Origin of the sequence: Streptomyces chartreusis NRRL 3882 (genome assembly GCF_900236475.1) — a bacterium.
GTDB classification, from domain to species: domain Bacteria; phylum Actinomycetota; class Actinomycetes; order Streptomycetales; family Streptomycetaceae; genus Streptomyces; species Streptomyces chartreusis_D.
Genome location: NZ_LT963352.1, coordinates 8614274 through 8640920 on the forward strand (window position 1 = coordinate 8614274; position 26647 = coordinate 8640920).

Sequence of the window (26647 nt, forward strand, 5' to 3'; positions counted from 1 at the left end):
ATGGACCGCACGGGTCCGACGGCCGCCGGTCAAACCCCGGTCGGCGGCTGCGCTGCCGGCGGCCGACGCATCAGGACCACGCCGTACACGACGATCCACACCACCCACATCAGCCAGCCGACGAGGCCGAGCAGACCCAGCGGGCCGGTGTGGTCGATGACGAGTGGGGCGAGCACGGCCGAACCGAACAGCAACACCGCCGCCACCAGCCCCCACCGGCCGTGCCACGGCCGGATCAGCCCGGCGCGCAGGCCGCCGACGGACAGGCCGACGAGCGCGAGCGCCAGGAAGGTGCCGTTGAGGGTGAACAGGGAGTCGTGCAGCGCCCAGAGACCCCGGTCCGCGCCGGTCCCGTCCGCGGCCGTCGACGCGAGCGCCAGCCGGATCGCGACGACCCCGGCGAAGACGGCGTTCTGGAGGAGGAGTCCGGCGAACCCGAGCAGGGCCCACGCCTCGCCCCGGTCCCGCTCGGACCGCCACAGCACACGGACCGCGCCCGCCCCGAACAGCGTGGCCAGGATCCAGGCGGCGGGGGTGAGCGCGGAACCCAGGCCGACCAGGTCCCCGTGCGCGCGGAAGAACCCGTCCACCTCCCCGATGCCGGAGCCCGTGCGCGGCAGACCGGCCGGGACCAGGACCACGTTCCCGGCGACGATGAGGAAGGCGAAGCCGAGGGCGGCGAGACCGCTGACCCGAGCGAAATCCGTGGCGGGACCCGTGGCGACCGGGGCGGCACCCGGTTGTTTACGTAACATATATTGATTATAAGCAGCGTTAAATGAATAGCGGGAAGGGGCAGGGCATGAATGAGGAGCCGGCGCGGCGGCGGTACGACTCGCTGCGCCGCACGGCGCAGGCGCAGCAGACCCGCGCGGAGATCGCCCGCGCCGCGCTGGGCCTGTTCGTCGCCCACGGGTGGACGGCCACGACGGTGCGGGACGTGGCGCGGGAGGCAGGGGTGTCCGTCCCGACCGTCTACGCGGCGTACGGGAACAAGACGGGACTGACCCGCGCGCTGGCCGACGCGGCCGATCTCTCGGCCGATGTACCGCAGCTGATCGCGGAGCTGGAGTCACCCGCGACGGACCCCGCCCGGCAGCTCGCCGCGATGGCCGGCTACGACCGGCGTCTGTACGAGCGCGCCGGCGACGTCATCACGCTCCTGCGGGAAGCGGGCCGCTCCGAGCCGGAGCTGGCCACCCTCTACCACGACAGCCGTGTCCGCGGCGACCAGACCCGGGTGCAGGTCTTCTCCTCCTGGCCCGCCGGTGTCCTGCGCTCCGGCCTCGACGTGCCGTCCGCGGTCGACGTCTATGCGGCGCTCTGCAACATCGACGTCTACACCGTGCTGACCGGTGAACGCGGGTGGTCGCCCGACCGCGTGGAGCAGTGGTGGCGCGGGGCACTGGTGCGGGAACTCCTGAACTGAGCCGCCATGGACGACACCCTCAGCGGCGGGTTGCGGATGGTGTCGTGCCGGGCACGGGTTGGTTGCGGCACGGTCTTCTCGCCCGGAAAGCCCTGGATCGGCGGCAGCATGACGACCTGTGAGCAGAGACCGCTACGTCGACTTCCTGCGGGCGTGGGCCATCGCCCTGGTGGTGGTCGGGCACTGGCTGATCACCGTACTCGTCCGCGGGCCCGGTGGTGAGATCACGGCACCGGAGCTGCTGGCGGTCCTTCCGTGGACCCAGTGGCTGACCCTGGGCTTTCAGATCATGCCGCTGTTCTTCCTGGCCGGCGGGCATGCGGCGAGCGGCTCCTGGGCGCGCACCCGGGCGGCGGGCGGTACGGCGTCGGGGTGGGTGGCGCGGCGGGCGTCGCGGCTGCTGCTCCCGGCGGGGGTGTACAGCGCGCTGGTGCTGCTCGCCGTCGGGGTCTGTGCGGCCGTCCGCGTGGATCCGGGCACCCTCGAGCTGGTGGGGTGGGCGATGGCGATGCAGTTCTGGTTCCTGCCGGTGTATCTGCTCCTCAGCGCCCTGACCCCGCCCCTGCACGCGGCGCACCGGCGCTGGGGCCTGGGCGTCCCCGTGGTCCTGGGCGCGGCCGCCCTGGCGGCTGACGCGCTCGCGGTGGCGGTGCACGTGCCGTACGTCGGGCTGCTCAACTACGTGCTCGTGTGGGGCATCGCCTACCAGTTGGGCTTCTGCTGGCGAGACGGTCTGCTGACCGGTCACCGGGCGACAGCGCCCGCGATGGCGGCGTGCGGCGGGGTGGCCTTCGCGGCGCTGGTGGGCGTCGGGCCGTTCCCGGTCAGCCTGATCCGGGTGACCGGGCAGAGCCCGGGCAACACCGATCCACCGTCGGCGGCGATGCTGGCGTGGGTGGTGGCCCAGGTGGGCCTGTGTCTCCTCGCCGCACGGGCGATGCGGCGGCTTCTGGACCGGGAGCGGGTGTGGCGGGTGGTGAGCCCGGTGGGAGGCGCCAGCATGACGCTGTATCTGTGGCACATGCTGCCGGTGCTGGTCGTGGCCGCCGCGTTCTACTTGACCGGGCTCGCGCCCCAGCCCGCCTTCGGATCCGCGGCATGGTGGGCGCTGCGGGTGCCCTGGCTGCTGGTGCTCGGCGTCGTCCTGGCCGGTGTCGTGGCAGTGTTGCGGCCCTTGGAGCGCGGGCTGGCGGCAGTGCACGAGCGGATCCACCGGGACGCCGACCTGCACCACCCATGGCCGCTGTGGCTCGGCCTCGCCACCGCCGTCGCCGCTCTGACCCGGTTCGCCGGACAGGGATTCGCCCCCGGCGGCCGGTTGCCCCTGCCGCCCGCACTGGGCCTGGCGCTGGGCGCACTGCTGGTGGTGCTTTCCCGGCGCACGAAGCCACGCGACGCCGAGAAGCCCGATGACGTCCTGGAGGAAGCCGCCTGACATCCTCCCTTCGCCCGCTTCTGCGCGAAGATCGCCGGCCCCGCCCGACCGGCGTCCGACGGGTGCTGGCCGTGGAACCGGAGCCACACCTGCGAGCCCTGGCCGAGCAGGCCGTCGGCACCGCACCGATCCACGCGGAGGTGATCGACGGCATCGCCGGACAACTCCCCGCCGCTGGCACTTCCTTCTTCCGACATGCCCTGCTGGGGCCCACCGACCGCCTCGACGCCGAGGACACGAGCGCCGTGGAGCGTGCGGAGCTCCTGGAGCGGGTGTGGGGCTTCGAGGGGTGGCGCAGCAGCGAGTGGCGGATCTGCGTGCCGATTTGGCGCGGGCCGGAGAGTTCGCGGACACCCTGCGTCGGCGCCTCACCGAGGCGGAGGCGCCCGCGCAGACAGCTCGAGAGCCGCTGACGACCTGGGTCGAGAGCGGCCGCAGGGTGGCCGACGGCGCGCCGAGGGTGACGTACCCGCTCACCGCTCCAGGCGGCGTATCTGGAAGGTCAGTCCCTCCGGGCTGGTCAACCGCACCACGCATCGGCCCGTCTCGTCCTGCCAGGTGGCCGGGGACCGGCCCTGCTCGCGCACGCGGGTGACGACACTGTCCAGGTCGTCGACACCGATCGCCAGTTCCCACTGTGGGGTGGCGGTGAGGCCTCCACGTGGGGCGACGAAGTCGGCGCAGGTCAGGGGTGATCCTGCGGTCTCGCGGTAGAAGTTCCGGGCCTCGTCGGGCCGTTCGCACGCCAGGACCATGCGGTGCGGGGCACTCGCCAGGTGGAGCGGGAACTGCCAGCCGGTGAAGTGGTGCGCCTGCCACAGGGAGAAGGCGGCGCCTGCCGGATCGATCAGTGTCGCCATGCGGCCCTGATCGCCGGCGTCGAAAGGAGGTACGACGATGCGTGCGCCGTGCGCCGTCGCCACTGCGATACGGCGTTCGATGTCTTCCACCGCCAGGTAGTAGGCGATGTGGGCAGGTGTTCCCGGCGGGTAGACCGGATGTGCCAGGTCGCTCACGCCGCCGATCAAGTGGCCGTCGAGGGTTATCTTGGTGGCCCTGCGCCGGTCCTCCTCGTCCACCGCGAAGCGCCAGCCCAGCGTCGTGGAGAAGAAGGCGGCGGTGCCGGGTAAGTCGCGGGTTTTCAGGTCCATCCAGCAGAACTCGTTCACTGAACCCAGACGGGTCGTCATCCTGTGCTCCTCGTCGTCCCGATGCTGGATATCGGGTGTCCCGACGGCCATGCAAGCGGGTTTCCGCTGCCGTGCGGGGAGAAGTGCGGGCAGGAAGCCGGGTTCTCGGCCCGAGGCTCCAGGGGTGGTGTCGGTCGTTCGCACAGGCGGCATGGGCTTTCGGGGATTGGCAGAATCCCGGATTGTCCACCGCCGGGGGCGGGACGAGGATGGCCGGTCATGGGGAAACAGCGTCCGTTACCACAGGAGGCGCGCAGCGCCTCCGAGTTCGTGGCGTGCATGCGCCGGCTCAAGGAACAGGCCGGCCTGACCTACCGCCAGTTGGAGGCGAACGCGGAACGGCGCGGGGACGTCCTCGCGCGCAGCACCGTCGCCGACGCGCTGCGCCGGGACTCGCTGCCGCGTGCGGAGGTGGTCGCCGCGTTCGTCCGCGCGTGCGGCAGGGACGAGGACGCCGCCACCTGGCTGGAGGCCAGACACCGCCTGACAGCGGTCGAGCCGTTGCACGCGGAGGACGGGTCGGCGCATGCGGACGAAGGGCGGTCGCCCACCGGCGGACGGCCGACGCCCGACGGGACACCGGAAGACCCCGCCCGGTCAACGGCCGTGAGCCCGGCTCCGGCCCCGGTCCTGGCCTCGACTCGGGCTTTGGCCTCGGCTTCGACCCCCGCCCCGATCGCCGGTCGCGTCAGAAACCTGCGAGCCCTCCTCGCCGCCGCCGGTGCCGCGCTGTTGTTCGCCGCTGTGGGGGCCTGGGCGCTGCTGCCCGGCGAGGCGGGCGACAGGGACGCGGCGGCGCGTGGGGCAGGGGTCGCACCAGGCCTCGCCTCCTCCTCGGCCTCCGCCCTGACCACCGGCGACGACGGCCCGCCACCAGGACGGTCCAGGATCCGCCCCGCCCTGGCCCCCACGCTGTGCGTCACCGAAGGCCACGACCGCAAGGGGCGCTACCGAAGCCAAGTGGCCGTCCAGCGCCCCTGTGCCGACGCCACACCGCCGGACCTCTCACTGGTGTCGGTCGGCAACACGGGCTCCTACTACATCCAGTGGCGCCACCCGGTGTACGGCGACGGCTGTCTCACCGCGCTCGGCAGCGGCCATGTCGTCGAGGGACTGCTCGAGCCCTGGCCCTGGGAGAGTTGTTCGGCGGACCGCACCAGCCAGCACTTCTTCTTCGAACCCGTCGACCGTTCCAACGGGTCCAAGGTGAACGCCTACCGGATACACGTGGTCCAGAACGGAATGTGCCTCGGCGTCAACGGTACCGACGACCTGACGGCGGGTGCCGAGATCGCCCAGCAGCGCTGCACGGGGTCACGGGACCAGGAGTTCCTGGTGGATGCGATGGACTGACGACGGGACTGCCCGTCACACCGTCACCGGTGGTGTCTCCTCCAGAGGGAAGTGGCATGCCGCGCCGTGTACGGGCCCCGGGGGCGGCGGCGCGGGGACCGCCTCCGCACACACGTCCCGCACCCGTCGGCACGGGGTCCGGAACCGGCATCCGGACGGCGGGTCGGCCGGTGCGGGGACTCCGTCGGGCCCGTCTCCACGATCTTGCCGAGGTACATCACGTCGACGCGGTCGGCGAGGTGCGCACCACGGACAGGTCGTGCGAGATGAAGACGTACGACAGTCCCACGACAGTCCCAGCTCGTCCCGCAGGTCGCACAGGAGGTTGAGCCGCTGCCGTTGTCCCCCGGAGAACTCGTGCGGGTGACGGCCCGCGTCCGACGCGCGCAGACCGACCATCTCCAGCAGTTCGGCGCGCGGGCCGCCCGCTTCGACGCGGGGACGAGACCGCGGTGGGTCAGCCAGGGCTCGCCGATCCGATCCGCCGCGGGCAGCCGGGGGTTGAGCGACCGAACGGGTCCTGAACACCATCTGCACCTTCCGGCGCCAGGCGAGCAGTTCCGCACCCGACAACGTGAAGGGGCCGACTCCCTCGTACCGCACGGTGCCCGCGCCCGGCCGCTCCAGCCGCAGGAGGACCCTGGCCAGCGTGGACTTGCCGCAGCCGGACTCGCCGACGAGACCGAGGGTCTCCCCGCGGCCCAGCATCAGGTCCTCAGGCATCGGCCAGTTCCTTCCCTAAGTGGCAGGCGCGGCCCGGCCGGCCCCGGTGCCGGTCAGCACCGGACGCGTCGGTCCCAACTCGTCGTACCTCTTGACGTGTTGATTGCCGTCCTAAAACATTCGGGAAACTCGATTGGTTCTGCGCGATTCTGTTCGCTCCCGAAGGGAATTCATGTCCAGCAGACATCGCCCCGCCCGTGCGTGGGCGGTCAGCGTCCCCCTGGCACTCGGCGCGGGACTCCTGACCGTGCCTCCTGCCCCTGCCGCTGCCGCCGAACAGCCCGGCAGCGCGGTCACCGTACGGATCGACCCGTCCTACCGGCAGCAGGAGTTCGAAGGGTGGGGGACGAGCCTCGTCTGGTTCGCCAACATCACCGGCCGCTACCCGGAGCCCATCCGGCAGAAGCTCGCCGACATGCTCTTCGGTGAGGACGGCCTCCGCCTCAACATCGCGCGTTACAACATCGGCGGCGGCAACGCCCCGGACGTCCGCAAGGACTACATGAAGGTCGGCGCGACGATGGACGGCTTCTGGAAGGCCCCCGAGGGCACCACCAGGGAGGACACCGACTGGTGGAACCCCGACGACCCCGACCACTGGGACTGGTCCGCCGACCCGGGCCAGCGCTGGTGGGTGGACCGCGTCAAGAAGAAGGTGACCCGCTGGGAGGCGTTCAGCAACTCCCCGCCGTGGTTCCAGACCGTCAGCGGCTACGTCTCGGGCGGCTTCGACGCCAACACCGACCAGATACGGGCCGACCGCGTCGACGACTTCGCCACCTACCTGGTCAAGGTGACCGAGCAGCTGGAGAAGAAGCACCGCATCAAGTTCGACACCATCGCCCCGCTCAACGAGCCCAACACCAACTACTGGGGCACCCAGATAGGCCCCGACGGACAGCCCACCGGCGGTCGCCAGGAGGGCGCGCACGCCGGCCCCGAGCTCCAGCAGAAGGTCGTCCTGGCGCTGCGGCGCGCACTGGAGAAGGCGAGGACCCGCGCGACGGTCTCCGCGATGGACGAGACCAACCCCAGCACCTTCGTCCGCAACTGGAACGCCTACGACAGCTCCGCCCGCGCCGCCGTCGACCAGCTCAACGTGCACACGTACGGCACCGGCATGCGCACCAGCGCCCGGGACAGCGCCAAGGCCGCGGACAAGCCGTTCTGGATGAGCGAGGTCGAGGGCACCTGGGGGACCGGCACCGACTTCACCGGCATGGAACCGGGGCTCGGCATCGCCACCCGGGTCGTCGACGACATCCGTGAACTGGAGCCGTCAGCCTGGGTGTTGTGGCAGCCCGTCGAGGACTCCATCCCGCAGGCCCAGGCCGGCAAGAACTGGGGCAGCATCCACATCCCGTTCAACTGCACCGCGCAGGACACCCTGGAGACCTGCCCGATCCGGGCCAACACCAAGTTCCACACCCTGCGCAACTTCACCCACCACATCCGGCCCGGCGACCACTTCGTCAAGGCCGACGACCCCGCCAGCGTCGCCGCCGTACGCAAGTCCGGCCGCGGGGCGACCGTCGTGCACGTCAACAACGGCACGACCCCGCGTGCCGTGACCCTGGACCTCTCGCGGTTCAAGCGCGTCGCCCCCGGCGCCACCGTCACGCCCGTGGTGACCAGCACCGACGGAGCGCTCGTCCGCGGCACCCCGGTGAAGGTGACGGACGACTCCGCCACGGTGACCGTCCCGGCGAAGTCGGTCACCACCCTCCTCGTCGACGGCGTGTCCGGGACCGCCGAGGACGCCTCACTCGTCCAGCCCGGCCACGTCTACCGCCTCCAAGGGGCCCAGAGCGGCAAGTCCCTGGCCCCGTCCGCCGACGGCAAGGGCGTCGTCGTCCGTACCGCCGACCCTGGTGCCAGGTCCCAGTTGTGGTCGGTGAAGAAGCTGACCCGCGGGGAAGGCAACCGCGAGCGTTATGCCCTGAGGAACGCCGAGACGGGCAGCCGCCTCGCCGTACGCGACAACGAGGCCGTTCTCGAAGACGCCGACACACCGGCCGCGCAGTGGATCATGTCGACCACCGGGGACGGCACCTGGACCTTCGTCAACGCCGCCACCGGCCGACTGCTCGACGTCGTCGGACAGTCGACGGCGGACGGCGCCCGCGTCTCGGCCTTCCTCCCCACCTCTGGCGCGAACCAGCGCTGGGCCGTGACCGACGAGACGGTGCTGCGCACACAGCCGGCCAAGGCGTTCACCGTTCCGGGCCGCGCGCCCGAACTGCCCGGCACCGTGACGCCCGTCTTCCGGGACGGCGCCCGCGGAGCCCTCCCCGTGCGGTGGACACTGCCCTCCGAGGCGCACTGGAGCAAGCCCGGAACGGTACGCGTGAAGGGCACGGCGACCGACGCCCTCGGACGGACCGTCCGCGCCGAGGCGGTCGTCACCGTGGACACCATCGCCTCCACCCTCCCGGGCCGCGCCAAGACCTACACCGGTGGACGGCCCGACCTGCCCGCCACCGTCACCGGCGTCGGACGGCACGGCGGCACCGCCGACCTCCCGGTCACCTGGGACCCCGCTCCCGACGGCGCCTTCGACGAGGCCGGAGTGGTGACCCTGCGCGGCACCGCCCAGGTTCCCGGCGGCACCGGGGCGGCGGCGACCGTACGCGTCCAGGTCACCGCACCCCGGGAGCGGAACGCCGCGCCCGACGAGGGCGTGACGGTCGGCGCGACCTACACCGAGAGCGGCTACTCCGCCGATGGCCTGCGCAACGGCAACACGTCCGAGAAGGCCTGGTCGAACTGGCGGTCCGGCACGAAGAACCCGTCCGACACCATCACCTTCACCCTGCCCGAGGCCCGCGAGCTGACCCGGGTCGTGACCCACTTCCACCGCGACGGCACCAACGTCAGCTTCGCCGAGTCCCTCAAGGTGCAGGTGCGCGGGGCCGACGGCACCTGGACCGACGCGAGCGAGACGGTGCCCGTCGGCACCGAGGGCACACCCGTCGCCGACGTCCCGGTGCGCGCCTTCGGCCCGGTGACCGGGGTACGCGTTGTCATGGCGGCCCGCCCCGGCGGTTACATCACCCTCGGGGAGATCGAGCTCTTCGCCAGGACCCCCGGCGCCTCCGCGGACGCCGCCGCCGCGTCGATCGAGGTGGACGGCGTGGCGATCGGCGACTTCGCCCCGGACCGGACGGGTTACCGCGTGACCACCGACCGCCCGGACCGGGCGAGGGTCACCGCCACGCCGCGCGACCCGTACGCGAGCGTGAGCGTCCGCAAGGAGACGACACACGTGGCCGTCGTGACCGTGAGCAGCGAGGACGGCTCGCAGACACGGCAGTACAGGATCGAGCTCACCCGTTCCTGACGCACGGGAACGCGGGGCGTGCCTGCCGGACACGCCCCGCGTCGTCCCCCGGGATCAGACCGCCGGAGCCGGGTACGTCGGGTACTCCACCCCGGACACGTGCTGCACGACCCGGATGACCTGGCAGGAGTAGCCGAACTCGTTGTCGTACCAGAGGTAGAGGATGGCGTTGTCGCCCTCGACCTTGGTGGCGCCGGCGTCGACGATCGAGGCGTGGCGCGAGCCGATGAAGTCGCTGGAGACCGCGTCGGGGGCGCTGATGAAGTCGATCTGGCGCTTCAGCGGCGAGGTCAGGGACACCTCGCGCAGGTAGTCGAGCACCTCCTGGCGGGTGGTCTCGCGCGCCAGCTGGAGGTTGAGGATCGCGATGGAGACGTCCGGCACCGGGACCCGGATGGAGCTGCCGGTGATCTTCGCCTTGAGGTCGGGCAGCGCCTTGGCGACCGCGGAGGCGGCACCCGTCTCGGTGATGACCATGTTGAGCGGCGCGCTGCGGCCCCGGCGCTCGGACTTGTGGTAGTTGTCCAGCAGGTTCTGGTCGTTGGTGAACGAGTGGACGGTCTCCACGTGGCCGCGCTGGACGCCGAACTCGTCGTCCATCGCCTTCAGCGGCGGCACTATGGCGTTCGTGGTGCACGAGGCGCAGGACAGGATCTGCTCGTCCGGCTTGATCGTGTCGTGGTTCACGCCGTGCACGATGTTCGGGACGTCGCCCTTGCCGGGCGCGGTCAGCACGACCTTGTCGATGCCCGGGCGCAGGTGCGTGGACAGACCCTCGCGGTCGCGCCACTTGCCGGTGTTGTCGATGAGGATGGCGTCCTTGATGCCGTACGCCGTGTAGTCGACCTCGGACGGGTCGTTCGCGTAGATGACCTTGATCGCGTTGCCGTTGGCGACGATCGTGCTGTTCGCCTCGTCGACGGTGATCGTGCCCTGGAACTGGCCGTGGATGGAGTCGCGGCGCAGCAGCGAGGCGCGCTTGACGATGTCCTGCTCGCCTCCGCCGCGCACCACGATGGCGCGCAGGCGCAGGCCGTTGCCCGAGCCGGCCTTCTCGATCAGCAGCCGGGCCACGAGCCGGCCGATGCGCCCGAACCCGTAGAGGACGACGTCACGCCCCTCGCGGCGCTCGATCTTGTTGGCTCCGGTGGCACCGGCGACGGCCTCGGCGGTGAACTCCGCGACCGACAGACCGCGGTCGTCCTCGCGGTACGTCGCGGCGAGCATGCCGATGTCGATCTGGGAGGGCCCGAGGTCGAGCTCGGCCAGAGTCTGCAGGAACGGCAGCGTCTCGGTGACCGAGAGCTCCGCACCGGCGATCTGCCGGGCGAACCGGTGGGTCTTGAGGATGCTGACCACCGACTTGTTCACCAGGGAGCGGCTGTGCAGCAGGACGGTCACGTCCCGCTCCCGGTGCAGCTTCCCGATGATCGGGATCATCGACTCCGCGATCTCCTCGCGGTTCTTCCAGTTGGTGAACGAGTCGTCGTTGACAGTCACAGATCCATCTTTCGAGCTAGGCGGCGCTCATATGTTAAACCGTCGATTTCTGGATCATGAACGGGGTGCCCGCTGAGCGCTCCGCCCTGCCGGAACGCCGCGCTCCACGCGCCCCTCGCGGCCTCGCCTGGGATGATCGGAAGAGAGCCCCACGCGAAAGGGACGCTCATGGACTTCGACGCCGTGGCCGACGGGCTGTACGCCCTGCGGCCGGAGGAGTTCACCGCCGCCCGCTCCTCGGCCGTGGCCGCCGCCCGCACCGCCGGCGACCGGGAACTCGCCGAGCGGATCGGCGCGTTGCGCAAACCCAGTCTCGCGGCCTGGGCCAGCAACCTCCTGGTCCGCAGCCGGCCCGGCGACGTCGGGCCCCTGCTCCGCCTGGGCGAAGGACTGCGGCACGCCCACCACTCGCTGGACCGCACCCAACTGCGCGAACTGAGCCGGCAGCAGCACGCGCTCATCCGCGCCCTGTCCGCTCAGGCCCGGCAGCTCGCCACGGAGGCCGGACATCCGATCGGCGAAGGAGTGCAGCGCGAGGTCGAGAACACCTTGCACGCGGTCCTGGCCGACCCCGAGGCGGCCCAGGCATGGGCGAGCGGCCGGCTGGCCAAGCCGCTCAGTGCCGCCGTCGGCTTCCCGGCCGCCGCCGCGAGCGCCGTCGCGCAGAGCACCGTCCCGGAAAGCGCCGGGACCCAGCGTCGCCCGTCCGCCGCGACGGCCCCCTCCCGTCCGGACCGCAAGGCCGGCGAGCAACAGCGGCGACGGCTGGCGCAGGCCCGCCGGGACGTCGAGGCCGCCGACCGGGAGCTGCGGGCGCTGAAGGACGAGGCGGCCGCCGTCGGCCAGGCCGCGGAGGAGGCGAAACAGCAGGTGGACCGCCTCCAGCGGCGCGTCGACGAACTCACGGAGGAGCTCGCCCGCACCAGGGAGGCGCACCAGCAGGCCCGCTTCGCCGAGCGGTCGGCCCGGGAACGGGCGCGCACGGCCGACCGCCGTGTCCGCGAAGCGGATCGCAAAGCCGCGACGGCCGCCGCCCAGCTCGAACGCCTGACCTCATCGGACGACCGGTAGACGGGCCGGTTCTCCCTGAGAGCGGGCGCATGGCCGGGCTCGCCCCCCGCCGGCGCGGTCCGTACGACCTGACCGGGTGGCAGGCTGCCGTGCTCGGCGCGGGAGTTGAGCCCGAGGCAGGGCCGGAAGCTGTGGTTGACCGGGACCCGTGTGTCGTCGCGGCCGTGCACGATCCGGGCGGGTTCGCCGTGCGGCTCGCCGTCGCGCCGGGTCGCGCCGCGACCGGACCGCCGAGTGAGTCGTCGTCGACGAGGGTGCCGGGGGAGGGGGCCCGCCCGCCCCTGGTGGCGTACGCGGCGGCGAGCGACACGGCGAGCAGCGGCGGGACGAACCGCAGGGGGCGGGCGGGCGATGCCGATCCTCCGTCAGAGGGAGAGGGCGCCGGTGAGGACGGCACCGGCGGTCATCACGAGCGTGGTGGCGAAGGCCCAGCGGAAGATGAAGCGCTGGTGCTCGCCGAGCTGGACGCCGCTCATGCCGACCAGGATGAACGTGGCGGCGGTGAGCGGGCTGAGCGGGAAACCCGTCGTCATCTGGCCGAGCACGGCGGCCCGGGCGACCTCGGCCGGGTCGGTACCGAAGCCGCGGGCCGTCTCGGCGAGGACGGGCAGGACACCGAAGTAGTAGGCGTCCGGGGTGAACACCAGACTCAGCGGCATGCCCGTGACGGCCACGAGGACCGGCAGACGGCCGCCGAGGGAGTCCGGTATCACGGACACGAGCGCCTCGGCCATCTCGTCGATCATCCCGGTCCCGGTGAGGACCCCCGTGAACACACCGGCCGCGAAGATCATCGTGGTCACGAGGACGACGTTCTTCGCGTGCCGGTCGAGCAGCGCCTGCTGCTGTTCCCAGCCGGGGTGGTTGACCAGGAGGGCCACCGCGAACCCGAGGACGAACAGCACCGGCAGCGGCATGACCTCCAGGATCAGCGCCACGACGAGCACGACGGTCAGCAGCAGGTTGAAGACCGTCAGCCAGCGCGGCGCCGGCGCCGCGACCCGGACGGCACCCGGCCCGTCACCGGGCGCCGGGGCGCTCACAGGAACCGGCTCGCCGGCGGCTTCCTCGCGCGGCCCGGTGAGAGCACCGAGCCGCCGCCGCTCCCGCCGGCCGATCAGCCAGGACGCCACCAGGACCCACGCGATCCCGAACCCCATCGCGGGCAGCACGGGCGTGAAGACGTCCGAACTCTCCAGCTTCAGCGCCGCCATGGCACGCACCGTCGGCCCGCCCCACGGGACCATGTTCATCACCCCCGCCCCAAGACAGACGACCCCGGACAGCACCAGCGGACTCATGCCCAGCTTCCGGTAGACGGGCAGCAGCGCGGAGACGGTGATGAGGAACGTGGAGGCCCCGTCGCCGTCCAGGGCCACGCACAGCGTGAGGACGGCCGTGGCGACGGTGACGCGCATCGGATCGCCCTTGGCCAGCCGCAGCAGACCGCGGATCAGCGGATCGAACAGACCCGCGTCCACCATGAGACTGAAGTACAGCACGGCGAACGCGATCATGATGCCGGTCGGCGCCACCTTCGACAGGCCGTCGAGCACCATCCCGCCCAGCTCGCCCGCGGACCCGCCCGCCAGCGCCGCGAGCACCGGAAGCACCACCAGCGCGACCAGCACCGAGACCCGTTTGGTCATGGTGAGCAACAGGAACAGGGCGATCGTGGCGAAGCCCAGGGCTGCCGGCATGATGGCGCTCGCTTTCTCGGGTCGCGGTCCCCGGCGGCGGAGAGCGTGGCGTACGGGGATAGCCGAGAGTGTCCGAGCGCCGGATGATCCCTGTCCAGCATCAAACCGGCATCTGTCCATGCGATCCCCGCATCAATCGGCTCGCTCTGACGTACGCTTCCCGGCCATGGATGCCACCCTGCGTCAGCTGACGGCGTACGCGGCCGTCGCCCGGGCGACGAGTTTCACCGCGGCAGCAGCCCAGTTGGGCGTCTCGCAGTCCTCCCTCAGCCGCGCGGTCGCCGACCTGGAGCGGCAGGTCGGCGCCCAACTGCTCGAACGCGACACGCGCAACGTGCAGTTGACCGCCGCGGGCGCCGAGGCGCTGCGGATCGCCGAACAGATCCTCAGCGCCCACCGGGCCGGGATGAAGGAACTGGACCGCTTCCTGCTCGGCGAGTCCGGCACCGTCGCCGTCGCCACCCTGCCCTCCGTCGCGGCGGTGCTGCTTCCGCAGGTGATCTCCGGCTTCCGCACGGACCGGCCGCGCGTCGCCGTACGCCTGCTGGACGGCCTGGAACGGGCCGTGCTGAACCGGGTCCTGTCCGGCGACGCGGACTTCGCGATCACCACGGTCGGCGTGCCGCCCGAGCGGCTGGAGCACCGCCCGCTGGTGCGCGACCGTTTCGTCGCGGTCCTGCGCGAGGACCATCCGCTCGCCGCCCGCGACGAGGTCGGCTGGGCGGACCTGGCCCGCGAGCCGTTCCTGGCCGTCGGACGGGACTCGAGCGTGCGGCGGCTGACGGACGCCGCGTTCGGCCAGGTCGACGCGCACGCCGTACCGGCGGCGGAGGCCGGCAGTGTCGCCACGGTGGGTGGACTGGTCGCCGCCGGCCTCGGCGTGAGCGCGCTGCCCGCCCTGGTGCTGCCCCTGCTGGGCACCGGGCCCTTCGTGTTCCGGCCGCTCGTCGAACCGGTGGTCGACCGGCGCCTCGACATCGCCCTGCGCGCACGCCGTACCCTCCCGCGCGTGACCGAGCACTTCCTGGAGACGCTCGAGGACTTCCGCGCCCAGGGCCGGGACCTGCCGCCGGGAGTCTCCTGGGCCTGAGCACCGACGCGGGCCGATTCATGCGCTGATCGCATGGATTGATGGCCTTCCTTTGCTGGACAGGCATTTCTGCGCCTCGGCAGTCTGAAGAACCGACCAGCTGAGCCGAGGGGACGCATCCGTGCCGGACAAGGACATGCCGAACGCCACCGGACAGGGGCAGTTGTGCGGACTGAAAGTGGTCGAGTTCGCTCATGTGGTGGCCGGGCCGCTCGCGGGTTCGATGCTCGCCGACCAGGGTGCGGACGTGGTCCACGTCGAACCCCCGGGTGCCGGTGACGCCGCTCGCGCCATGGGGCCCCGGCGCGACGGCGTTCCCCTGTGGTTCAAGGTCGCCGCCCGCAACAAGCGCTCCGTCACGCTCGACCTGCACCACGAGGCGGGCCGCGCGGTCGCCCACCGCCTCGTCGCCTGGGCGGACGTCGTCATCGTCACCCTGCGCGCCGGGCGCCTGCGCCGCTGGGGCCTCGACTGGGAGTCCGTGCACCGGATCAACCCGAAGGCCGTCCTGCTCCAGATATCCGGCTTCGGCGCCACGTCCAGCCAGGCCGACGCCCCCGGCTTCGGCAAGATGGGTGAGGCCCGCAGCGGCGTCGTCCACCTGACCGGTTCCCCCGACGGGCCGCCCGTCCACACCGGCTTCTCGCACGGCGACGCCGTGACCGGTCTGATGGGCGCCTACGCCGTCCTCGCCGCCCTCCACCGGCGCGACCACGATCCCGGTTTCGACGGCGAGTGGATCGATCTCGCCCTGTTCGAGCCCCTGTTCCGGCTCGTCGAGTGGCAGGTCATCGTCCACGACCAGCTGGGAACCGTGCCGCAGCGCTCCGGCAACCAGCTCGCGGTCGCACCCGCCGCCGTGATCAACACCTACCGCTCCCGCGACGAGCAGTGGATCACCGTGACCTCCGCGACCCTGCGCTCGGTGCGCAACGTGGCCCGGCTGCTGGGCCTGCCCGAGGAGGAGTTCGCCACGTCGGAACAACAGCACGCGCGAAGCGGGGAGTTGGACGACGGACTGCGGGCGTGGGTGGCCGGCCGCACCGCCGCCGAGTGCCTGGAGGCCTTCGCCCGCGCCGAGGTGGTGGCCTCCCGGGTGTTCGACGCGGCCGACATCGCGGCCGACCCGGTCTACGCCGAACGCGGCGACATCGTCACCGTGGCCGACCCCGACCTGGGCGACGTCCGGATGCAGGCGGTCATCCCGCACTTCCGGCAACGCCCCGGCCGCGTCTGGCGCACCGGACCAGCACTCGGCCAGGACAACGACCTCGTGTACCGCGACTGGCTCGGACTGAGCGACCAGGAACTGGCCGAACTGGAGAAGAACGATGTCGTCTGAACCCCACAGCACGACCCGCACGACCGTGCCCCACAGCACGACCACGTCCCGTGCCACGGCCATCCCCCGGCCGGCACCCCGCTCCCTCCTCTTCGTCCCCGGCCTCCGCACGGACTGGCTGCCCAAGGCGCGCGCGGCCGGTGCCGACGCCGTCGTCCTCGACCTGGAGGACGCGGTTCCGGCCCCCGACAAGCCGCTCGCCCGCGCCCGGGTGGCCGAGGCCCTGGCGGAGGCCGCCGCGGAGCCGGCCGGCGGCATGGCCCTGTTCGTCCGCGTCAACCCGCTCGAGGACTGGACCGCCGCCGAGGAACTGCGTGCCGTCGTACGCCCCGGACTGGCCGGGGTGGTCCTGCCCAAGGTGCACACCGCCGCCGACGTACGGCTGGCGGACCGCCTCATCGGCTGGTGCGAACACGCACACGGCCTGCCCGCCGGCGCGACGGCCCTCGTCCCGCTGCTGGAGTCGGCCCGCGCCCTGCACGACGCCTACGACATCGCCGCCGCGGCCCCCCGGGTCGCACACGTCGGCGCACTGACCGCACCCGGCGGCGACGTGGAACGCGCCGTCGGCTACCGCTGGAGCCCCGAGGGCACCGAGACCCTGGCCCTCCGTTCCCGCGTCCTGCTCGACGTCCGCGCCGCCGGAGCACCCGGCCCGGTCACCGGACTGTGGACGGACATCACCGACCTGAGGGGCCTGCGCGCCTTCGCCGAGCAGAACCGCGCCCTCGGCTACGAGGGGATGATGGCCGTCCACCCGACCCACGTCCCCGTGATCAACGAGGTCTTCGCCCCCACCCCCCAAGAGCTCGACCGCTGTGCGCGTCTCGTGGCAGCCGTGGAATCGGCCCAGCGTGACGGCGTCGGCGCCCTCACCTTCGAGGGCCGGATGGTCGACGAGGCCATGGCCGAAACCGCACGGGCGGTGCTGGCGCGACACGGACACGGCTGACACCATCCCGCCACCGAACCGGAGCGCGATCATCGATGCTGTGACGGAGTTCACAGCATGCCGTCGAGGGCGTGGCCCCAAGGCGCAACCCGCGTCACACCTGGCCGCACCCGCGCGACACAAAAATTGAACCGTTCGTTTTCTTGAATCACTCGTGTTTGTGCGGCTAGGTTGTCCGCCATGACCGCATCCCGGAACCCGACCGCCGCCGAAGAGCTGCGCGGTGCCGGCCTGAGGGTGACGGCCGCCCGCGTCGCACTGCTCCAGGCCGTGCGGGACGGCGACCACCTCGGCGCCGAGGCGATCGCCTCCGAGGTACGCGGCCGCGTCGGCCACATCTCCGTCCAAGCCGTGTACGAGGGGCTCCACGCACTCACCGCGGCGGGACTCATACGCCGCCTCGAGCCACCCGGCAGCCCCGCCCTGTACGAGGGACGGGTCGGCGACAACCACCACCACCTCGTGTGCCGGTCCTGCGGGGCCGTCGCCGACGTCGACTGCGCGGTCGGCCACGCCCCCTGCCTGACCGCGTCCGACGACCGGGGCTTCGCCGTCGACGAGGCCGAGGTCATCTACTGGGGCCTGTGCCCCGCCTGCTCCACCGCCCGCAGTACCTGAGCGATGTGATCCACCCGAGCACCGTGTTCCACCCCGTCCGGAAGGATTTCCATGACTGAGAACCACGACGCGATCGTCACCGACGCGAAGCAGGAGGAGACGAGCGGCGGCTGCCCCGTGGCCCACGGGCGCGCCCTGCACCCCACCCAGGGTGGCGGCAACCGTCAGTGGTGGCCGGAGCGCCTCAACCTGAAGATCCTTGCCAAGAACCCCGAGGTGGCCAACCCGCTCGGTGAGGAGTTCGACTACGCCGAGGCGTTCCAGGCCCTCGACCTCGCGGCCGTGAAACAGGACATCGCCGAGGTGCTGACCACCTCGCAGGACTGGTGGCCGGCCGACTTCGGCAACTACGGCCCCCTGATGGTCCGTATGGCCTGGCACAGCGCGGGCACCTACCGCATCAGCGACGGCCGCGGCGGCGCCGGCGCCGGCCAGCAGCGCTTCGCCCCGCTCAACAGCTGGCCGGACAACGGCAACCTCGACAAGGCCCGCCGTCTGCTGTGGCCGGTCAAGAAGAAGTACGGCCAGTCCATCTCCTGGGCCGACCTCATGATCCTCACCGGCAACGTCGCCCTGGAGCAGATGGGCTTCGAGACCTTCGGCTTCGCCGGCGGCCGCGAGGACGTCTGGGAGCCCGAGGAGGACGTGTACTGGGGCCCCGAGACCACCTGGCTCGACGACAAGCGCTACACGGGCGACCGCGAGCTGGAGAACCCGCTCGGCGCGGTGCAGATGGGCCTCATCTACGTCAACCCGGAGGGCCCGAACGGCAACCCGGACCCGCTCGCCGCGGCCCGCGACATCCGTGAGACGTTCCGCCGCATGGCGATGAACGACGAGGAGACCGTCGCCCTGATCGCCGGTGGCCACACCTTCGGCAAGACCCACGGTGCGGGCCCGGCCGACCACGTCGGCGCCGACCCCGAGGCCGCCTCCATGGAGGAGCAGGGCCTGGGCTGGCGCAGCACCTACGGCACGGGCAAGGGCGGGGACGCCATCACCTCCGGCCTGGAGGTCACCTGGACCTCGACGCCGACCCAGTGGAGCAACGGGTTCTTCAAGAACCTCTTCGAGTTCGAGTACGAGCTCGAGCAGAGCCCGGCCGGCGCCCACCAGTGGGTGGCGAAGGACGCCCCGGAGATCGTCCCGGACGCGCACGACCCGTCGAAGAAGCACCGCCCGAAGATGCTCACCACCGACCTGGCGCTGCGCTTCGACCCGATCTACGAGCCGATCTCCCGCCGGTTCTACGAGAACCCCGAGGAGTTCGCGGACGCCTTCGCCCGCGCCTGGTTCAAGCTGACCCACCGTGACATGGGCCCGAAGTCGCTGTACCTGGGCCCGGAGGTCCCGGAGGAGACCCTGCTGTGGCAGGACCCGCTGCCCGAGCCCGAGGGTGAGGTCATCGACGCCGGGGACATCGCGACCCTCAAGACCAAGCTCCTCGAGTCGGGTCTGTCCGTCTCGCAGCTGGTGACCACCGCCTGGGCCTCGGCTTCCACCTTCCGCGGCAGCGACAAGCGCGGCGGTGCCAACGGCGCCCGCATCCGCCTGGAGCCGCAGCGCGGCTGGGAGGTCAACGAGCCCGACGAGCTGGCCCAGGTGCTGCGTGTCCTGGAGAACATCCAGCAGGAGTTCAACGCCGGCGCCGGCGCCAGGAAGGTCTCCCTGGCCGACCTGATCGTCCTCGGCGGCACCGCCGCCGTCGAGAAGGCCGCCAAGGAAGCCGGCTTCCAGGTGGAGGTCCCCTTCACCCCGGGCCGTGTGGACGCGACGGAGGAGCACACCGACGCCGAGTCCTTCGAGGCGCTCGAGCCGACCGCCGACGGGTTCCGCAACTACCACGGCAAGGGCAACCGCCTCCCGGCCGAGTACCTGCTGCTCGACAGGGCGAACCTGCTGACTCTGAGCGCCCCCGAGATGACCGTCCTGGTCGGCGGCCTGCGGGTGCTGGGCGCCAACTACCAGCAGTCCCAGCTCGGCGCCTTCACGACGACGCCCGGCTCGCTGACCAACGACTTCTTCGTCAACCTGCTCGACCTGGGCACGACGTGGAAGGCGACCTCCGAGGACCAGACCACGTTCGAGGGCCGCGACGCCGCCACCGGCGAGGTCAAGTGGGCCGGCAGCCGCGCCGACCTGGTCTTCGGCTCGAACTCCGAGCTGCGGGCGCTCGCCGAGGTCTACGCGAGCGACGACGCGAAGGAGAAGTTCGTCAACGATTTCGTCGCCGCGTGGGTCAAGGTCATGAACCTGGACCGGTTCGACCTGGTCTGATCACACCCGCCTGACAGGACGCCCCGGGCCGACCGGCCCGGGGCGTCCCGCGTTGCCTGAGGGTTCGTCAAATGCCGTTCAAGGTAAGAACATCACTTACCCAACTCTCACCATGAAACGGCAAGGAACGCGGCCGGGCCCGGATCCGGGCATACGTTCTGGCCGTGAACACAGATTCCACTGCCCACAGAGGCGCCGGTCCTGAACCGCACCCCGTCGCCGGTTCACGGCCGACCACCGGCGGCCCGGTCCGCCGCACACTCCTGCGCACCGCCCTGACCGGGGCCGCCGCCGTCGGCGCGGGCCTCGGCGCCGCCCGGCCCGCCACCGCCGCCACCCCCGGCCGGGGCACGCCCGCGCGGCCCGTCACCCCCGGCGAAGCCCTCAGGGAACTGGCCGCGGGCAACCGCCGCTGGCGCGCCTTCCGGGAACGCCACCCGCACGAAGACCCCGCGCTACGGCGGACGTTGGCCACGGGTCAGCACCCCTTCGCGGTCGTCCTCGGCTGCATCGACTCCCGCGTGCCCCCGGAGCTGGTCTTCGACCAGGGCCTGGGCGACCTGATGACCGTCCGCACGGCCGGAGAGGTCCTCGACGAGGCCGTCCTCGGCAGCGTCGCCTTCGGCGTCCTGGAACTCGCCATACCCCTGGTCGTCGTCCTCGGCCACCAGTCGTGCGGCGCGGTCCGCGCCGCCGTGGAGGCGGCAGAGTCCGGGCAGCACCTCCCCGCCCACATGCAGTACCTCGTCGACCGGATAAGCCCGGCGATAGACCACGGCGAGGAGGGAGACGCCCGGATCGACGCGACCGTGAGCGCCAACGTCCGGCTCGTCCGCTCCCAGCTGGCCGCGGAGCCCGAACTCGCCGCCCGGGTCGAGACCGGCAAGCTGGCGATCGTCGGCGCCCGCTACGAACTGACCACCCAGGCCGTCCACCGCGTCGCCTGAGGACCCGCCCGGTCCGCCGCCGTACGCGGCGGACCGGGCCGCCCTGTCACGCCCCTAGTGGGTTGTACCGCGCCGCCGCCATCAGGTACCAGGCGGTCGCGCCCGTGTGCCGGTAGGGGTAGTAGCCGAAGCCGAACCCCGTATCCAGCGGGCTGCTCGCGGACACCACACCACTGCGCTCGGGCAGCGCCTTCCCGCCGACGGTCTGACCACCGCCCAGCAGGTCCTGGGCCTGCTCGGTCGACGCGAGCAACCGCCGGGCGCGGGCCTCGTCGCCACGCGCCCCCCGCTCGCGCAGTGCGAGCGCGAGATGGGCCGTCCCCTCGAACCACACGCCGTTGCGGTCGGGCTTGGGCTGGCCCGCCGCGATCGGAGCGTCCTCGTTCGCGAGCAGGCTCGCCGAACTGAAGGTGACGCCCTCGTACGACTGCCCGGCGGGAACCGTGCTGTTCGTGCGGCCGGAATGATCCAGGACTGCCAGCTCGGCCGTGGCCCAGTCCAGCGAACGGGAGTAGCGGCGCGAGCCGAGCGCGAGATGGGTCCAGGTCTGGGTGTCCTCCGGAATCGGCGACGTGTTGACCGTCACGCCGTCGTTGGTTCCGGTGTAGAAGAAGCCCCCGGACGGCTCCCACATGCGCTGCACGAACGCCTCGGCCCGCGCCCGCCGCTCCAGCCACACCCGGTCGCCGGTGAGCCGGGCGAGCCGCCCGAACAGGCAGATCAGGTCGGTGTTGTGCTCGGTCGAGGTGAACGGAAGCTTCTGATTCGCCCCGTCGACCCCGAACTTGTAGCCGCCCAGCGGCTCGTCGGTACGGCCGGTCCGCTCGATCCACTCGCCGATCCGCACGGCACCGGTGAGGAATCGGCGCGCCTCCGTGCGGCGCGCGAGGCCGCTCAGCGCGATGCCCGCCCAGGCCATGTCGCCCACGGCCGTGCCGGTGAAGCCGAACTGCGTACCGACGTTGACCGTCCCGTCGGGCCGTACGAAGCCGTCGGGCTGCGGCGAGCCGTCGTAGAAGGTGTACGGACCGACGTTGTAGGCCTGCCGGAGTCTGCCGTCGTCGTACGCCGGGTCATGGGCCTGCGCGTAGAGCAGGGCGTCGCCCAAGGCCGTGGCCCGGGCCAAACTCTCGGGCCTCCGGGCCGCGAGGTGGGCCAGGATCGCCAGGGCGTTGTCGTAAGTGAAAGCGGTGCTGAACAGGCCCGCCTGGTCGGTGTAGCTCTGGGTCAGGCGGATGCTGCCCTGGTCGGGGTAGGCGTCCATGGCGGCGGCGAGAAAGGCGCGCCCCCGGGCCGGGGCCGATGCGGGACGTGTGCCGGAGGGACCGGCCGCCAGGGCCTGACCCGAGCCGACGGCGGTGAGCCCCGCGGCACTGATGCCGATTCCGGCACCGATGAGCGAACGCCGGCTGAGTGCCGGGCCTGGTCTGCCAGTCATGGATCTCCCTTGAGAGCGCTCTCAACAGTGCGCGCTCATTGTGCTGGCGGTCCGGGGGCGGGTCAACGCTCCGTTCGGAAGGGAGACTTGCGCAGGAAGGCGAACGGTGGGTGGATCACTCGCACACGATCTCGTCACGCGGCGTGTAGTGCGTGCGGAACGGCTCCCGCCGCACCTCCCTGCCGTCGTCGTAGAAGACCCGTTCCACGGTGACGTCGAACCCCTCGAGCGGCGTCTGCGGCACGCACTCCTTGTCGTCGCTCACCTTCTTCTCGGGCTGCTTCACCTCGGTGCGCGGGCCCTTGACCGACTTGATCTCGTCGTACTTCCGGGTGCCGAGGAAGGAGACGGTCACGGACGTGTCCGTGGACTCGGCCTGGATGTAGATCGCCTTGCCGGAGTCGTTGGTGAACCGCAGGTCCAGGCTGCCCCAGGCCACCGTCGCCTCGCGGCCCTCCGGGTAGCGCTCGATGTAGAAGGAGTGCGCGCCGTGCTCCACGGGCTTGACCCCGGCGAAGAACAGCGCGTTGTACACGGTCGTCGCCACGGCGGAGACCCCGCCGCCGGACGCCTTCGTGAACTTGTCGTCGAGGATGATGATGCCCTCGACGAAGCCGTTGGCCTCGGTGCGCTCGCCGACGGTCCGGTTGAAGCTCCAGGTCTCGTCGGGCCGGACCAGGGAGCCGTTGATGAGTTCCACCGCCCGGCCGATGTTCCTCGTACGGTACTCCGCCGGTTCGAAGTGGACGGTGAAGGAGGACATCTTCTCCGTCAGCCCCAGCTCCGCGGCGTTCTCGCGGGTGATCTCGGGCTGGGTCCGGTCCACGGCGACCTCGCCGCTGCGGTCCGCGCCCGACTTGGTGAGCAGCGGCAGCACCGCCTTGCCCAGTGCCTTGTCGGTGACCTTCCGGCCCATCCTGGCGTCCTCGGTCACCACGGCCTTGTCGCCGGCCGGCCGGAGTTTCGCGTTCTCGGCGGTCGTGGTGACGTCCCTCAGCGGGCCCGCCACGGCGGGATCAGCACGCAGCCCCTCGGCGTCCAGCTCCGGTCTCAGCCTTCCGCTGCCGTCCGGCCGCATCGCCAGGTGCTCGCCCAGGACGGCCGGCCCGACGGTGAACCGCCTGCCGCCCGCGGTGAGCGTGACGGGCGCCGACATGGCCGGCTCGGCGAACGTGCGTACCGCCCGCCGTACCTCGTCGGCCGTGACCTTCGGCCTGGTCTCGCGGGCGGGCAGCGACGTCACCGAGCGGGTGTCGCCGCGCAGGAAGGAGGAGCGCAGCGGGCCGACCGCGCCGGCCACGTCCAGCGTGTACCCCGTGCGCGGGGCGACCTGCTCGACCCGCCCGTCGTCGAAGGCGACGGCACCGTCCCGGACCTTCTGGTCGAGCCCCTTCGCCACCTGACCGAGGGCGGCCCGCGCCTTGTCCTCGTCGAGGCGTACGACCGGCTCGATGTCACCGCCCGAGCGGAAGAACCCGCCGAACACGCTGACCGGACCGGCGCCGGTGCGTGCCGCCCGGTCGACGGTCTCCTCGACGTCGAAGGAGAGCCCGGCGCGCCGCGGATCGACCGTGGCCGTGCGGTCACCGACCCTGACGGGCAGCTCCCGCGCCCCGGCCGCGTCCAGGTGCCGCTCCAGCTTCCGCACCGCCTCCGCACGGCTCAGGCCCCCGATCTCCACCCCGCGCACCGTCGTACCGGAGTCGATCTCCCCACCGGTCAGCATCAGCCCGGCGAGGTACAGCCCGCCGACACCCACGGCCAGCGCGCCGCCGGCCAGGGCCAGGGGCGGAAGGGAGATGATGCGCGGGACGGAGGTTATGCGGGGGCGCATGGGTCTCCTGGAGATCGATGACGACGGTGCACCCGGTGACGCGACACTGCTGCGGGCAAACACATCAAGCTATCCACATCCGGGCGGCAAACCGGTATGGCCCAGACCACTTTTGTCCGAGATCACTCCGGAACCGGCCGGTCCGTACCCGTATTCGTGCAGGCCACAGAGTGATAACGGCGAACAACTGTCGGGTGGTTGGCGCCGTCTACGCCGACATGAAGATTTCTTTCCTGATTCACAACGCCTATGGAATCGGAGGCACGATCACCACCACGTTCAACCTCGCCGGGGCGCTCGCCGAGCGGCACGACGTGGAGATCGTCTCCGCTTTACGCCACCGCGAGCATCCCAACCTCGTCCTGGACCCCCGGGTGCGGCTGCGCGCGCTGGTCGACCTGCGCAAGGAGGAGGACCATCCGCTGCACCAGAGACCGGCGAAGGTGTTCCCGTCCGCCGAGTACCGCCACCGCCAGTACAGCGAGCTGACCGACCAGCGGATCGGCGAGTGCCTGGAGGCGATCGACACCGACGTCGTCATCGGCACCCGCCCCGGCCTCAACGTGCACATCGCGCGGCAGGCCCCGCAGCGCGTCCTGCGCGTCGGCCAGGAGCACCTCACCCTCGACAACCACCCGCCCGCGCTGCGCACCGCGCTGCGCCGCGCCTACCGCCGCCTCGACGTGATCACCACCGTCACGGAAGCGGACGCCGCCGCCTACCGGCGCAAGATGTGGCTGCCCGGCGTCCACGTCGAGGCCCTCCCGAACAGCGTCCCCGACCCCGCGGTGCCGCCCGCCGACGGCACCGCAAAGATCGTCATCGCCGCGGGCCGGCTGGTCCCGGTGAAGCGCTACGACCTGCTCATCGAGGCGTTCGCCCAGGTCGCCGCCGCGTTCCCGGACTGGCAGCTGCGCATCTACGGCAAGGGCGAGGAACAGCCCAGGCTGCGGGACCTCATCGAACGGCTCCGCCTGTGGAACAACGTGTTCCTGATGGGGGCCGCCACCCCCATGGAGGCCGAGTGGGCCAAGGGTTCGATCGGCGCGGCCGCGTCCAACTTCGAGCCGTTCGGCATGACCATCGTCGAGGCGATGCGCTGCGGACTGCCCGTCGTCAGCACCGACTGCCCCTACGGCCCCGGCGAGATCATCGAGGACCGAGCCGACGGCCGGCTGGTACCGGTCGGGGACGCCGACGCCCTCGCCTCGGCCCTGCTGGAACTCGTCGGCGACGACGAACGGCGCCGCCGCATGGGCCGCACCGCCCTGGAGAACGCGCGCCGATTCGCCCCCGGCCCCGTCGTCGCCCAGGCCGAACGCCTCCTGGAGGACGCCCTGGCGGCCCGGACCACGAGCCGACGGACCTCACCTCCGCAGGACCACCACCGGAGCAACAGCGCACTGATCGGCCGGAGCCACGCCGCCCGCGACGCGGCCCACGCCGCGGCCGTCGGCGCACTCCGCGCGATACGCAAGGGACGCCGATGACCACGCACCTCGACACCCACCTGCGCACCCACTGCGCGATCGACACGGACGGCCGCATCACCTTCCGCCTCCCGCCGGCCCCGGCTGCCCACCCCCAGTTGCTCCTGAGGCTGCGCCCCAAGAAGGGCCGCCCCGAGACGACGCTCCACCTGCTCGACCTGAAGCCCGGCCGGGCCGACGGCGACCTGCACGCCGTGCTGGAACCGCACCCGGCCCTCGACGAAGGCCGCTGGGACCTGTACCTGCTCCCGGCACCGGAAGCCGAACGACAGCGGCTGCGCCCCGGCCTCAAAGACCTGCGCGCCCTCGTGGACGGCCACCTCCGCGACCGGCCCTCACCGGTCGCCGTCAGAATCCCCTACGTCACGAAGGACGGCTTCCTCGCACTCAGGGCCTGGCGGCGCACCGCCCACGCGGAGGCCCGCGCCATCGACGTCACCCAGCAGGCCCTGACGGTCGAGGCCCGCCTGCACGGCGCCGAACTCCGTGCGGACGCCACCGTACGGCTGCGCCTGCGGGGGACCGGCACCGTACGGGACCTGCGCCCCCGGATCGACGACGACGGCAGAGGGTTCTCCTTCACCGCCGACCAGGAGGACCTGACGGGTGGCTCCGAAGCCCCGGGCCGGATCTGGGACGCCTTCGTCCGGCCCACCACCGGCGCGCCACCGATAAGGATCGGCCGGCTTCTCGACGACGTGGCGGACCGCAAACACGTCTTCGTCTACCCGGCACTCACGGCGGGCGGATCCATCTCGCGCCCCTACTACACCGTCGACAACGACCTCGCGATCGAGGTGACACCGGCCGAATCGCCGAAATGCCCGAAATGAAAATTCCTGGACCTTCGGATGGCCATTTCGTCGGTACCACGCGACAGGCATGTGTGGATTCTGTGCAAAGCGGCGGCAAAAAGGT

General features: G+C 71.7%; 21 protein-coding genes and 1 pseudogene. 14 read left to right on the plus strand and 8 right to left on the minus strand.

What is annotated here, in order from left to right; all coding sequences use genetic code 11:
- Positions 1-29: 29 nt before the first annotated feature.
- Positions 30-755: a hypothetical protein gene (locus SCNRRL3882_RS38845; protein WP_102514935.1), complete on the minus strand. Its 726-nt coding sequence runs from the start codon at positions 753-755 to the stop codon at positions 30-32.
- 47 nt (positions 756-802) lie between these two features.
- Between SCNRRL3882_RS38845 and SCNRRL3882_RS38850 the strand changes: the two genes are divergently transcribed.
- The 3 genes from SCNRRL3882_RS38850 to SCNRRL3882_RS38860 all read left to right on the plus strand — a co-directional run bounded on the left by SCNRRL3882_RS38850 (position 803) and on the right by SCNRRL3882_RS38860 (position 3277).
- The gene (locus SCNRRL3882_RS38850; protein WP_010038195.1) at positions 803-1429 is read left to right on the plus strand and encodes a TetR/AcrR family transcriptional regulator; all 627 of its coding nucleotides are present in this window, start codon (positions 803-805) and stop codon (positions 1427-1429) included.
- Positions 1430-1547: 118 nt separating this feature from the next.
- Positions 1548-2864, plus strand: a complete 1317-nt coding sequence (locus SCNRRL3882_RS38855) for an acyltransferase family protein (protein WP_010038196.1) — start codon at positions 1548-1550, stop codon at positions 2862-2864.
- Between the two features lie 71 nt (positions 2865-2935).
- A complete protein-coding gene (locus SCNRRL3882_RS38860; RefSeq protein WP_010038197.1) occupies positions 2936-3277 on the plus strand; it encodes a hypothetical protein in 342 nt (113 codons plus the stop codon).
- A gap of 60 nt (positions 3278-3337) precedes the next feature.
- Here the strand turns inward: SCNRRL3882_RS38860 and SCNRRL3882_RS38865 are convergent, their stop codons facing one another.
- A complete protein-coding gene (locus SCNRRL3882_RS38865; RefSeq protein ID WP_040902945.1) occupies positions 3338-4054 on the minus strand; it encodes a VOC family protein in 717 nt (238 codons plus the stop codon).
- A gap of 219 nt (positions 4055-4273) precedes the next feature.
- On the opposite strand from SCNRRL3882_RS38865, the gene SCNRRL3882_RS38870 reads away from it, so the two are divergent.
- The gene (locus SCNRRL3882_RS38870; RefSeq protein ID WP_029181059.1) at positions 4274-5407 is read left to right on the plus strand and encodes an RICIN domain-containing protein; all 1134 of its coding nucleotides are present in this window, start codon (positions 4274-4276) and stop codon (positions 5405-5407) included.
- Between the two features lie 15 nt (positions 5408-5422).
- Here the strand turns inward: SCNRRL3882_RS38870 and SCNRRL3882_RS42700 are convergent, their stop codons facing one another.
- A complete protein-coding gene (locus SCNRRL3882_RS42700; RefSeq protein WP_078602793.1) occupies positions 5423-6130 on the minus strand; it encodes an ATP-binding cassette domain-containing protein in 708 nt (235 codons plus the stop codon).
- Between the two features lie 172 nt (positions 6131-6302).
- Between SCNRRL3882_RS42700 and SCNRRL3882_RS38880 the strand changes: the two genes are divergently transcribed.
- Positions 6303-9470 (plus strand): RICIN domain-containing protein, encoded by a 3168-nt coding sequence (locus SCNRRL3882_RS38880; protein ID WP_010038207.1) that lies wholly within the window; start codon positions 6303-6305, stop codon positions 9468-9470.
- 54 nt (positions 9471-9524) lie between these two features.
- Here SCNRRL3882_RS38880 and SCNRRL3882_RS38885 read toward each other — a convergent pair whose 3' ends face one another.
- Positions 9525-10970, minus strand: a complete 1446-nt coding sequence (locus SCNRRL3882_RS38885) for a glyceraldehyde-3-phosphate dehydrogenase (RefSeq protein ID WP_010038209.1) — start codon at positions 10968-10970, stop codon at positions 9525-9527.
- Positions 10971-11138: 168 nt separating this feature from the next.
- Here SCNRRL3882_RS38885 and SCNRRL3882_RS38890 point away from each other — a divergent pair, with 168 nt between their 5' ends.
- Complete coding sequence (locus SCNRRL3882_RS38890) at positions 11139-12041, plus strand: hypothetical protein (RefSeq protein ID WP_010038210.1); 903 nt, start codon at positions 11139-11141, stop codon at positions 12039-12041.
- Between the two features lie 101 nt (positions 12042-12142).
- On the opposite strand, the pseudogene SCNRRL3882_RS42705 reads toward SCNRRL3882_RS38890, so the two are convergent.
- A pseudogene (locus SCNRRL3882_RS42705) lies at positions 12143-12400 on the minus strand (3-hydroxybutyrate oligomer hydrolase family protein); the annotation flags it as partial.
- Between the two features lie 6 nt (positions 12401-12406).
- A complete protein-coding gene (locus tag SCNRRL3882_RS38895; RefSeq protein ID WP_010038211.1) occupies positions 12407-13741 on the minus strand; it encodes a CitMHS family transporter in 1335 nt (444 codons plus the stop codon).
- 166 nt (positions 13742-13907) lie between these two features.
- Between SCNRRL3882_RS38895 and SCNRRL3882_RS38900 the strand changes: the two genes are divergently transcribed.
- The 6 genes from SCNRRL3882_RS38900 to SCNRRL3882_RS38925 all read left to right on the plus strand — a co-directional run bounded on the left by SCNRRL3882_RS38900 (position 13908) and on the right by SCNRRL3882_RS38925 (position 20967).
- Complete coding sequence (locus SCNRRL3882_RS38900; protein WP_010038214.1) at positions 13908-14831, plus strand: LysR family transcriptional regulator; 924 nt, start codon at positions 13908-13910, stop codon at positions 14829-14831.
- A 136-nt stretch (positions 14832-14967) separates the two neighbouring features.
- Entirely contained in the window at positions 14968-16173 is a 1206-nt protein-coding gene (locus tag SCNRRL3882_RS38905; protein ID WP_029181060.1) for a CaiB/BaiF CoA transferase family protein, read from the plus strand.
- Complete coding sequence (locus tag SCNRRL3882_RS38910; protein WP_010038219.1) at positions 16163-17125, plus strand: HpcH/HpaI aldolase/citrate lyase family protein; 963 nt, start codon at positions 16163-16165, stop codon at positions 17123-17125. The genes SCNRRL3882_RS38905 and SCNRRL3882_RS38910 overlap by 11 nt, the downstream gene beginning before the upstream one ends.
- A 180-nt stretch (positions 17126-17305) precedes the next feature.
- Positions 17306-17743: a Fur family transcriptional regulator gene (locus tag SCNRRL3882_RS38915; protein WP_010038222.1), complete on the plus strand. Its 438-nt coding sequence runs from the start codon at positions 17306-17308 to the stop codon at positions 17741-17743.
- A gap of 51 nt (positions 17744-17794) precedes the next feature.
- Positions 17795-20020 (plus strand): catalase/peroxidase HPI, encoded by a 2226-nt coding sequence (katG, locus tag SCNRRL3882_RS38920; protein ID WP_010038224.1) that lies wholly within the window; start codon positions 17795-17797, stop codon positions 20018-20020.
- A 164-nt stretch (positions 20021-20184) separates the two neighbouring features.
- Positions 20185-20967, plus strand: a complete 783-nt coding sequence (locus SCNRRL3882_RS38925; protein WP_010038225.1) for a carbonic anhydrase — start codon at positions 20185-20187, stop codon at positions 20965-20967.
- A 46-nt stretch (positions 20968-21013) separates the two neighbouring features.
- Here the strand turns inward: SCNRRL3882_RS38925 and SCNRRL3882_RS38930 are convergent, their stop codons facing one another.
- Positions 21014-22405, minus strand: coding sequence for a hypothetical protein (locus tag SCNRRL3882_RS38930; RefSeq protein WP_010038227.1), 1392 nt, complete (start codon positions 22403-22405; stop codon positions 21014-21016).
- Positions 22406-22520: 115 nt separating this feature from the next.
- Positions 22521-24239 (minus strand): VanW family protein, encoded by a 1719-nt coding sequence (locus SCNRRL3882_RS38935; protein ID WP_010038229.1) that lies wholly within the window; start codon positions 24237-24239, stop codon positions 22521-22523.
- A 218-nt stretch (positions 24240-24457) separates the two neighbouring features.
- Between SCNRRL3882_RS38935 and SCNRRL3882_RS38940 the strand changes: the two genes are divergently transcribed.
- Together SCNRRL3882_RS38940 and SCNRRL3882_RS38945 are read left to right on the plus strand one after the other, a co-directional pair.
- On the plus strand, positions 24458-25729 hold the full coding sequence (locus tag SCNRRL3882_RS38940; RefSeq protein ID WP_029181061.1) for a glycosyltransferase family 4 protein: 1272 nt from the start codon (positions 24458-24460) through the stop codon (positions 25727-25729).
- The gene (locus tag SCNRRL3882_RS38945; RefSeq protein WP_010038233.1) at positions 25726-26562 is read left to right on the plus strand and encodes a hypothetical protein; all 837 of its coding nucleotides are present in this window, start codon (positions 25726-25728) and stop codon (positions 26560-26562) included. Before SCNRRL3882_RS38940 ends, SCNRRL3882_RS38945 begins: the two co-directional genes overlap by 4 nt.
- Positions 26563-26647 lie beyond the last annotated feature (85 nt).

Coding starts and splice junctions, on each gene's coding strand:
- SCNRRL3882_RS38845 (WP_102514935.1), bottom strand. CDS start 755: ATGTTACGTAAACAACCGGGTGCCGCCCCGGTCGCCACGGGTCCCGCC.
- SCNRRL3882_RS38850 (WP_010038195.1), top strand. CDS start 803: ATGAATGAGGAGCCGGCGCGGCGGCGGTACGACTCGCTGCGCCGCACG.
- SCNRRL3882_RS38865 (WP_040902945.1), bottom strand. CDS start 4,054: ATGACGACCCGTCTGGGTTCAGTGAACGAGTTCTGCTGGATGGACCTG.
- SCNRRL3882_RS38870 (WP_029181059.1), top strand. CDS start 4,274: ATGGGGAAACAGCGTCCGTTACCACAGGAGGCGCGCAGCGCCTCCGAG.
- SCNRRL3882_RS42700 (WP_078602793.1), bottom strand. CDS start 6,130: ATGCCTGAGGACCTGATGCTGGGCCGCGGGGAGACCCTCGGTCTCGTC.
- SCNRRL3882_RS38880 (WP_010038207.1), top strand. CDS start 6,303: ATGTCCAGCAGACATCGCCCCGCCCGTGCGTGGGCGGTCAGCGTCCCC.
- SCNRRL3882_RS38890 (WP_010038210.1), top strand. CDS start 11,139: ATGGACTTCGACGCCGTGGCCGACGGGCTGTACGCCCTGCGGCCGGAG.
- SCNRRL3882_RS38895 (WP_010038211.1), bottom strand. CDS start 13,741: ATGCCGGCAGCCCTGGGCTTCGCCACGATCGCCCTGTTCCTGTTGCTC.
- SCNRRL3882_RS38900 (WP_010038214.1), top strand. CDS start 13,908: ATGGATGCCACCCTGCGTCAGCTGACGGCGTACGCGGCCGTCGCCCGG.
- SCNRRL3882_RS38905 (WP_029181060.1), top strand. CDS start 14,968: ATGCCGAACGCCACCGGACAGGGGCAGTTGTGCGGACTGAAAGTGGTC.
- SCNRRL3882_RS38910 (WP_010038219.1), top strand. CDS start 16,163: ATGTCGTCTGAACCCCACAGCACGACCCGCACGACCGTGCCCCACAGC.
- SCNRRL3882_RS38915 (WP_010038222.1), top strand. CDS start 17,306: ATGACCGCATCCCGGAACCCGACCGCCGCCGAAGAGCTGCGCGGTGCC.
- katG (WP_010038224.1), top strand. CDS start 17,795: ATGACTGAGAACCACGACGCGATCGTCACCGACGCGAAGCAGGAGGAG.
- SCNRRL3882_RS38930 (WP_010038227.1), bottom strand. CDS start 22,405: ATGACTGGCAGACCAGGCCCGGCACTCAGCCGGCGTTCGCTCATCGGT.
- SCNRRL3882_RS38935 (WP_010038229.1), bottom strand. CDS start 24,239: ATGCGCCCCCGCATAACCTCCGTCCCGCGCATCATCTCCCTTCCGCCC.
- SCNRRL3882_RS38940 (WP_029181061.1), top strand. CDS start 24,458: ATGAAGATTTCTTTCCTGATTCACAACGCCTATGGAATCGGAGGCACG.
- SCNRRL3882_RS38945 (WP_010038233.1), top strand. CDS start 25,726: ATGACCACGCACCTCGACACCCACCTGCGCACCCACTGCGCGATCGAC.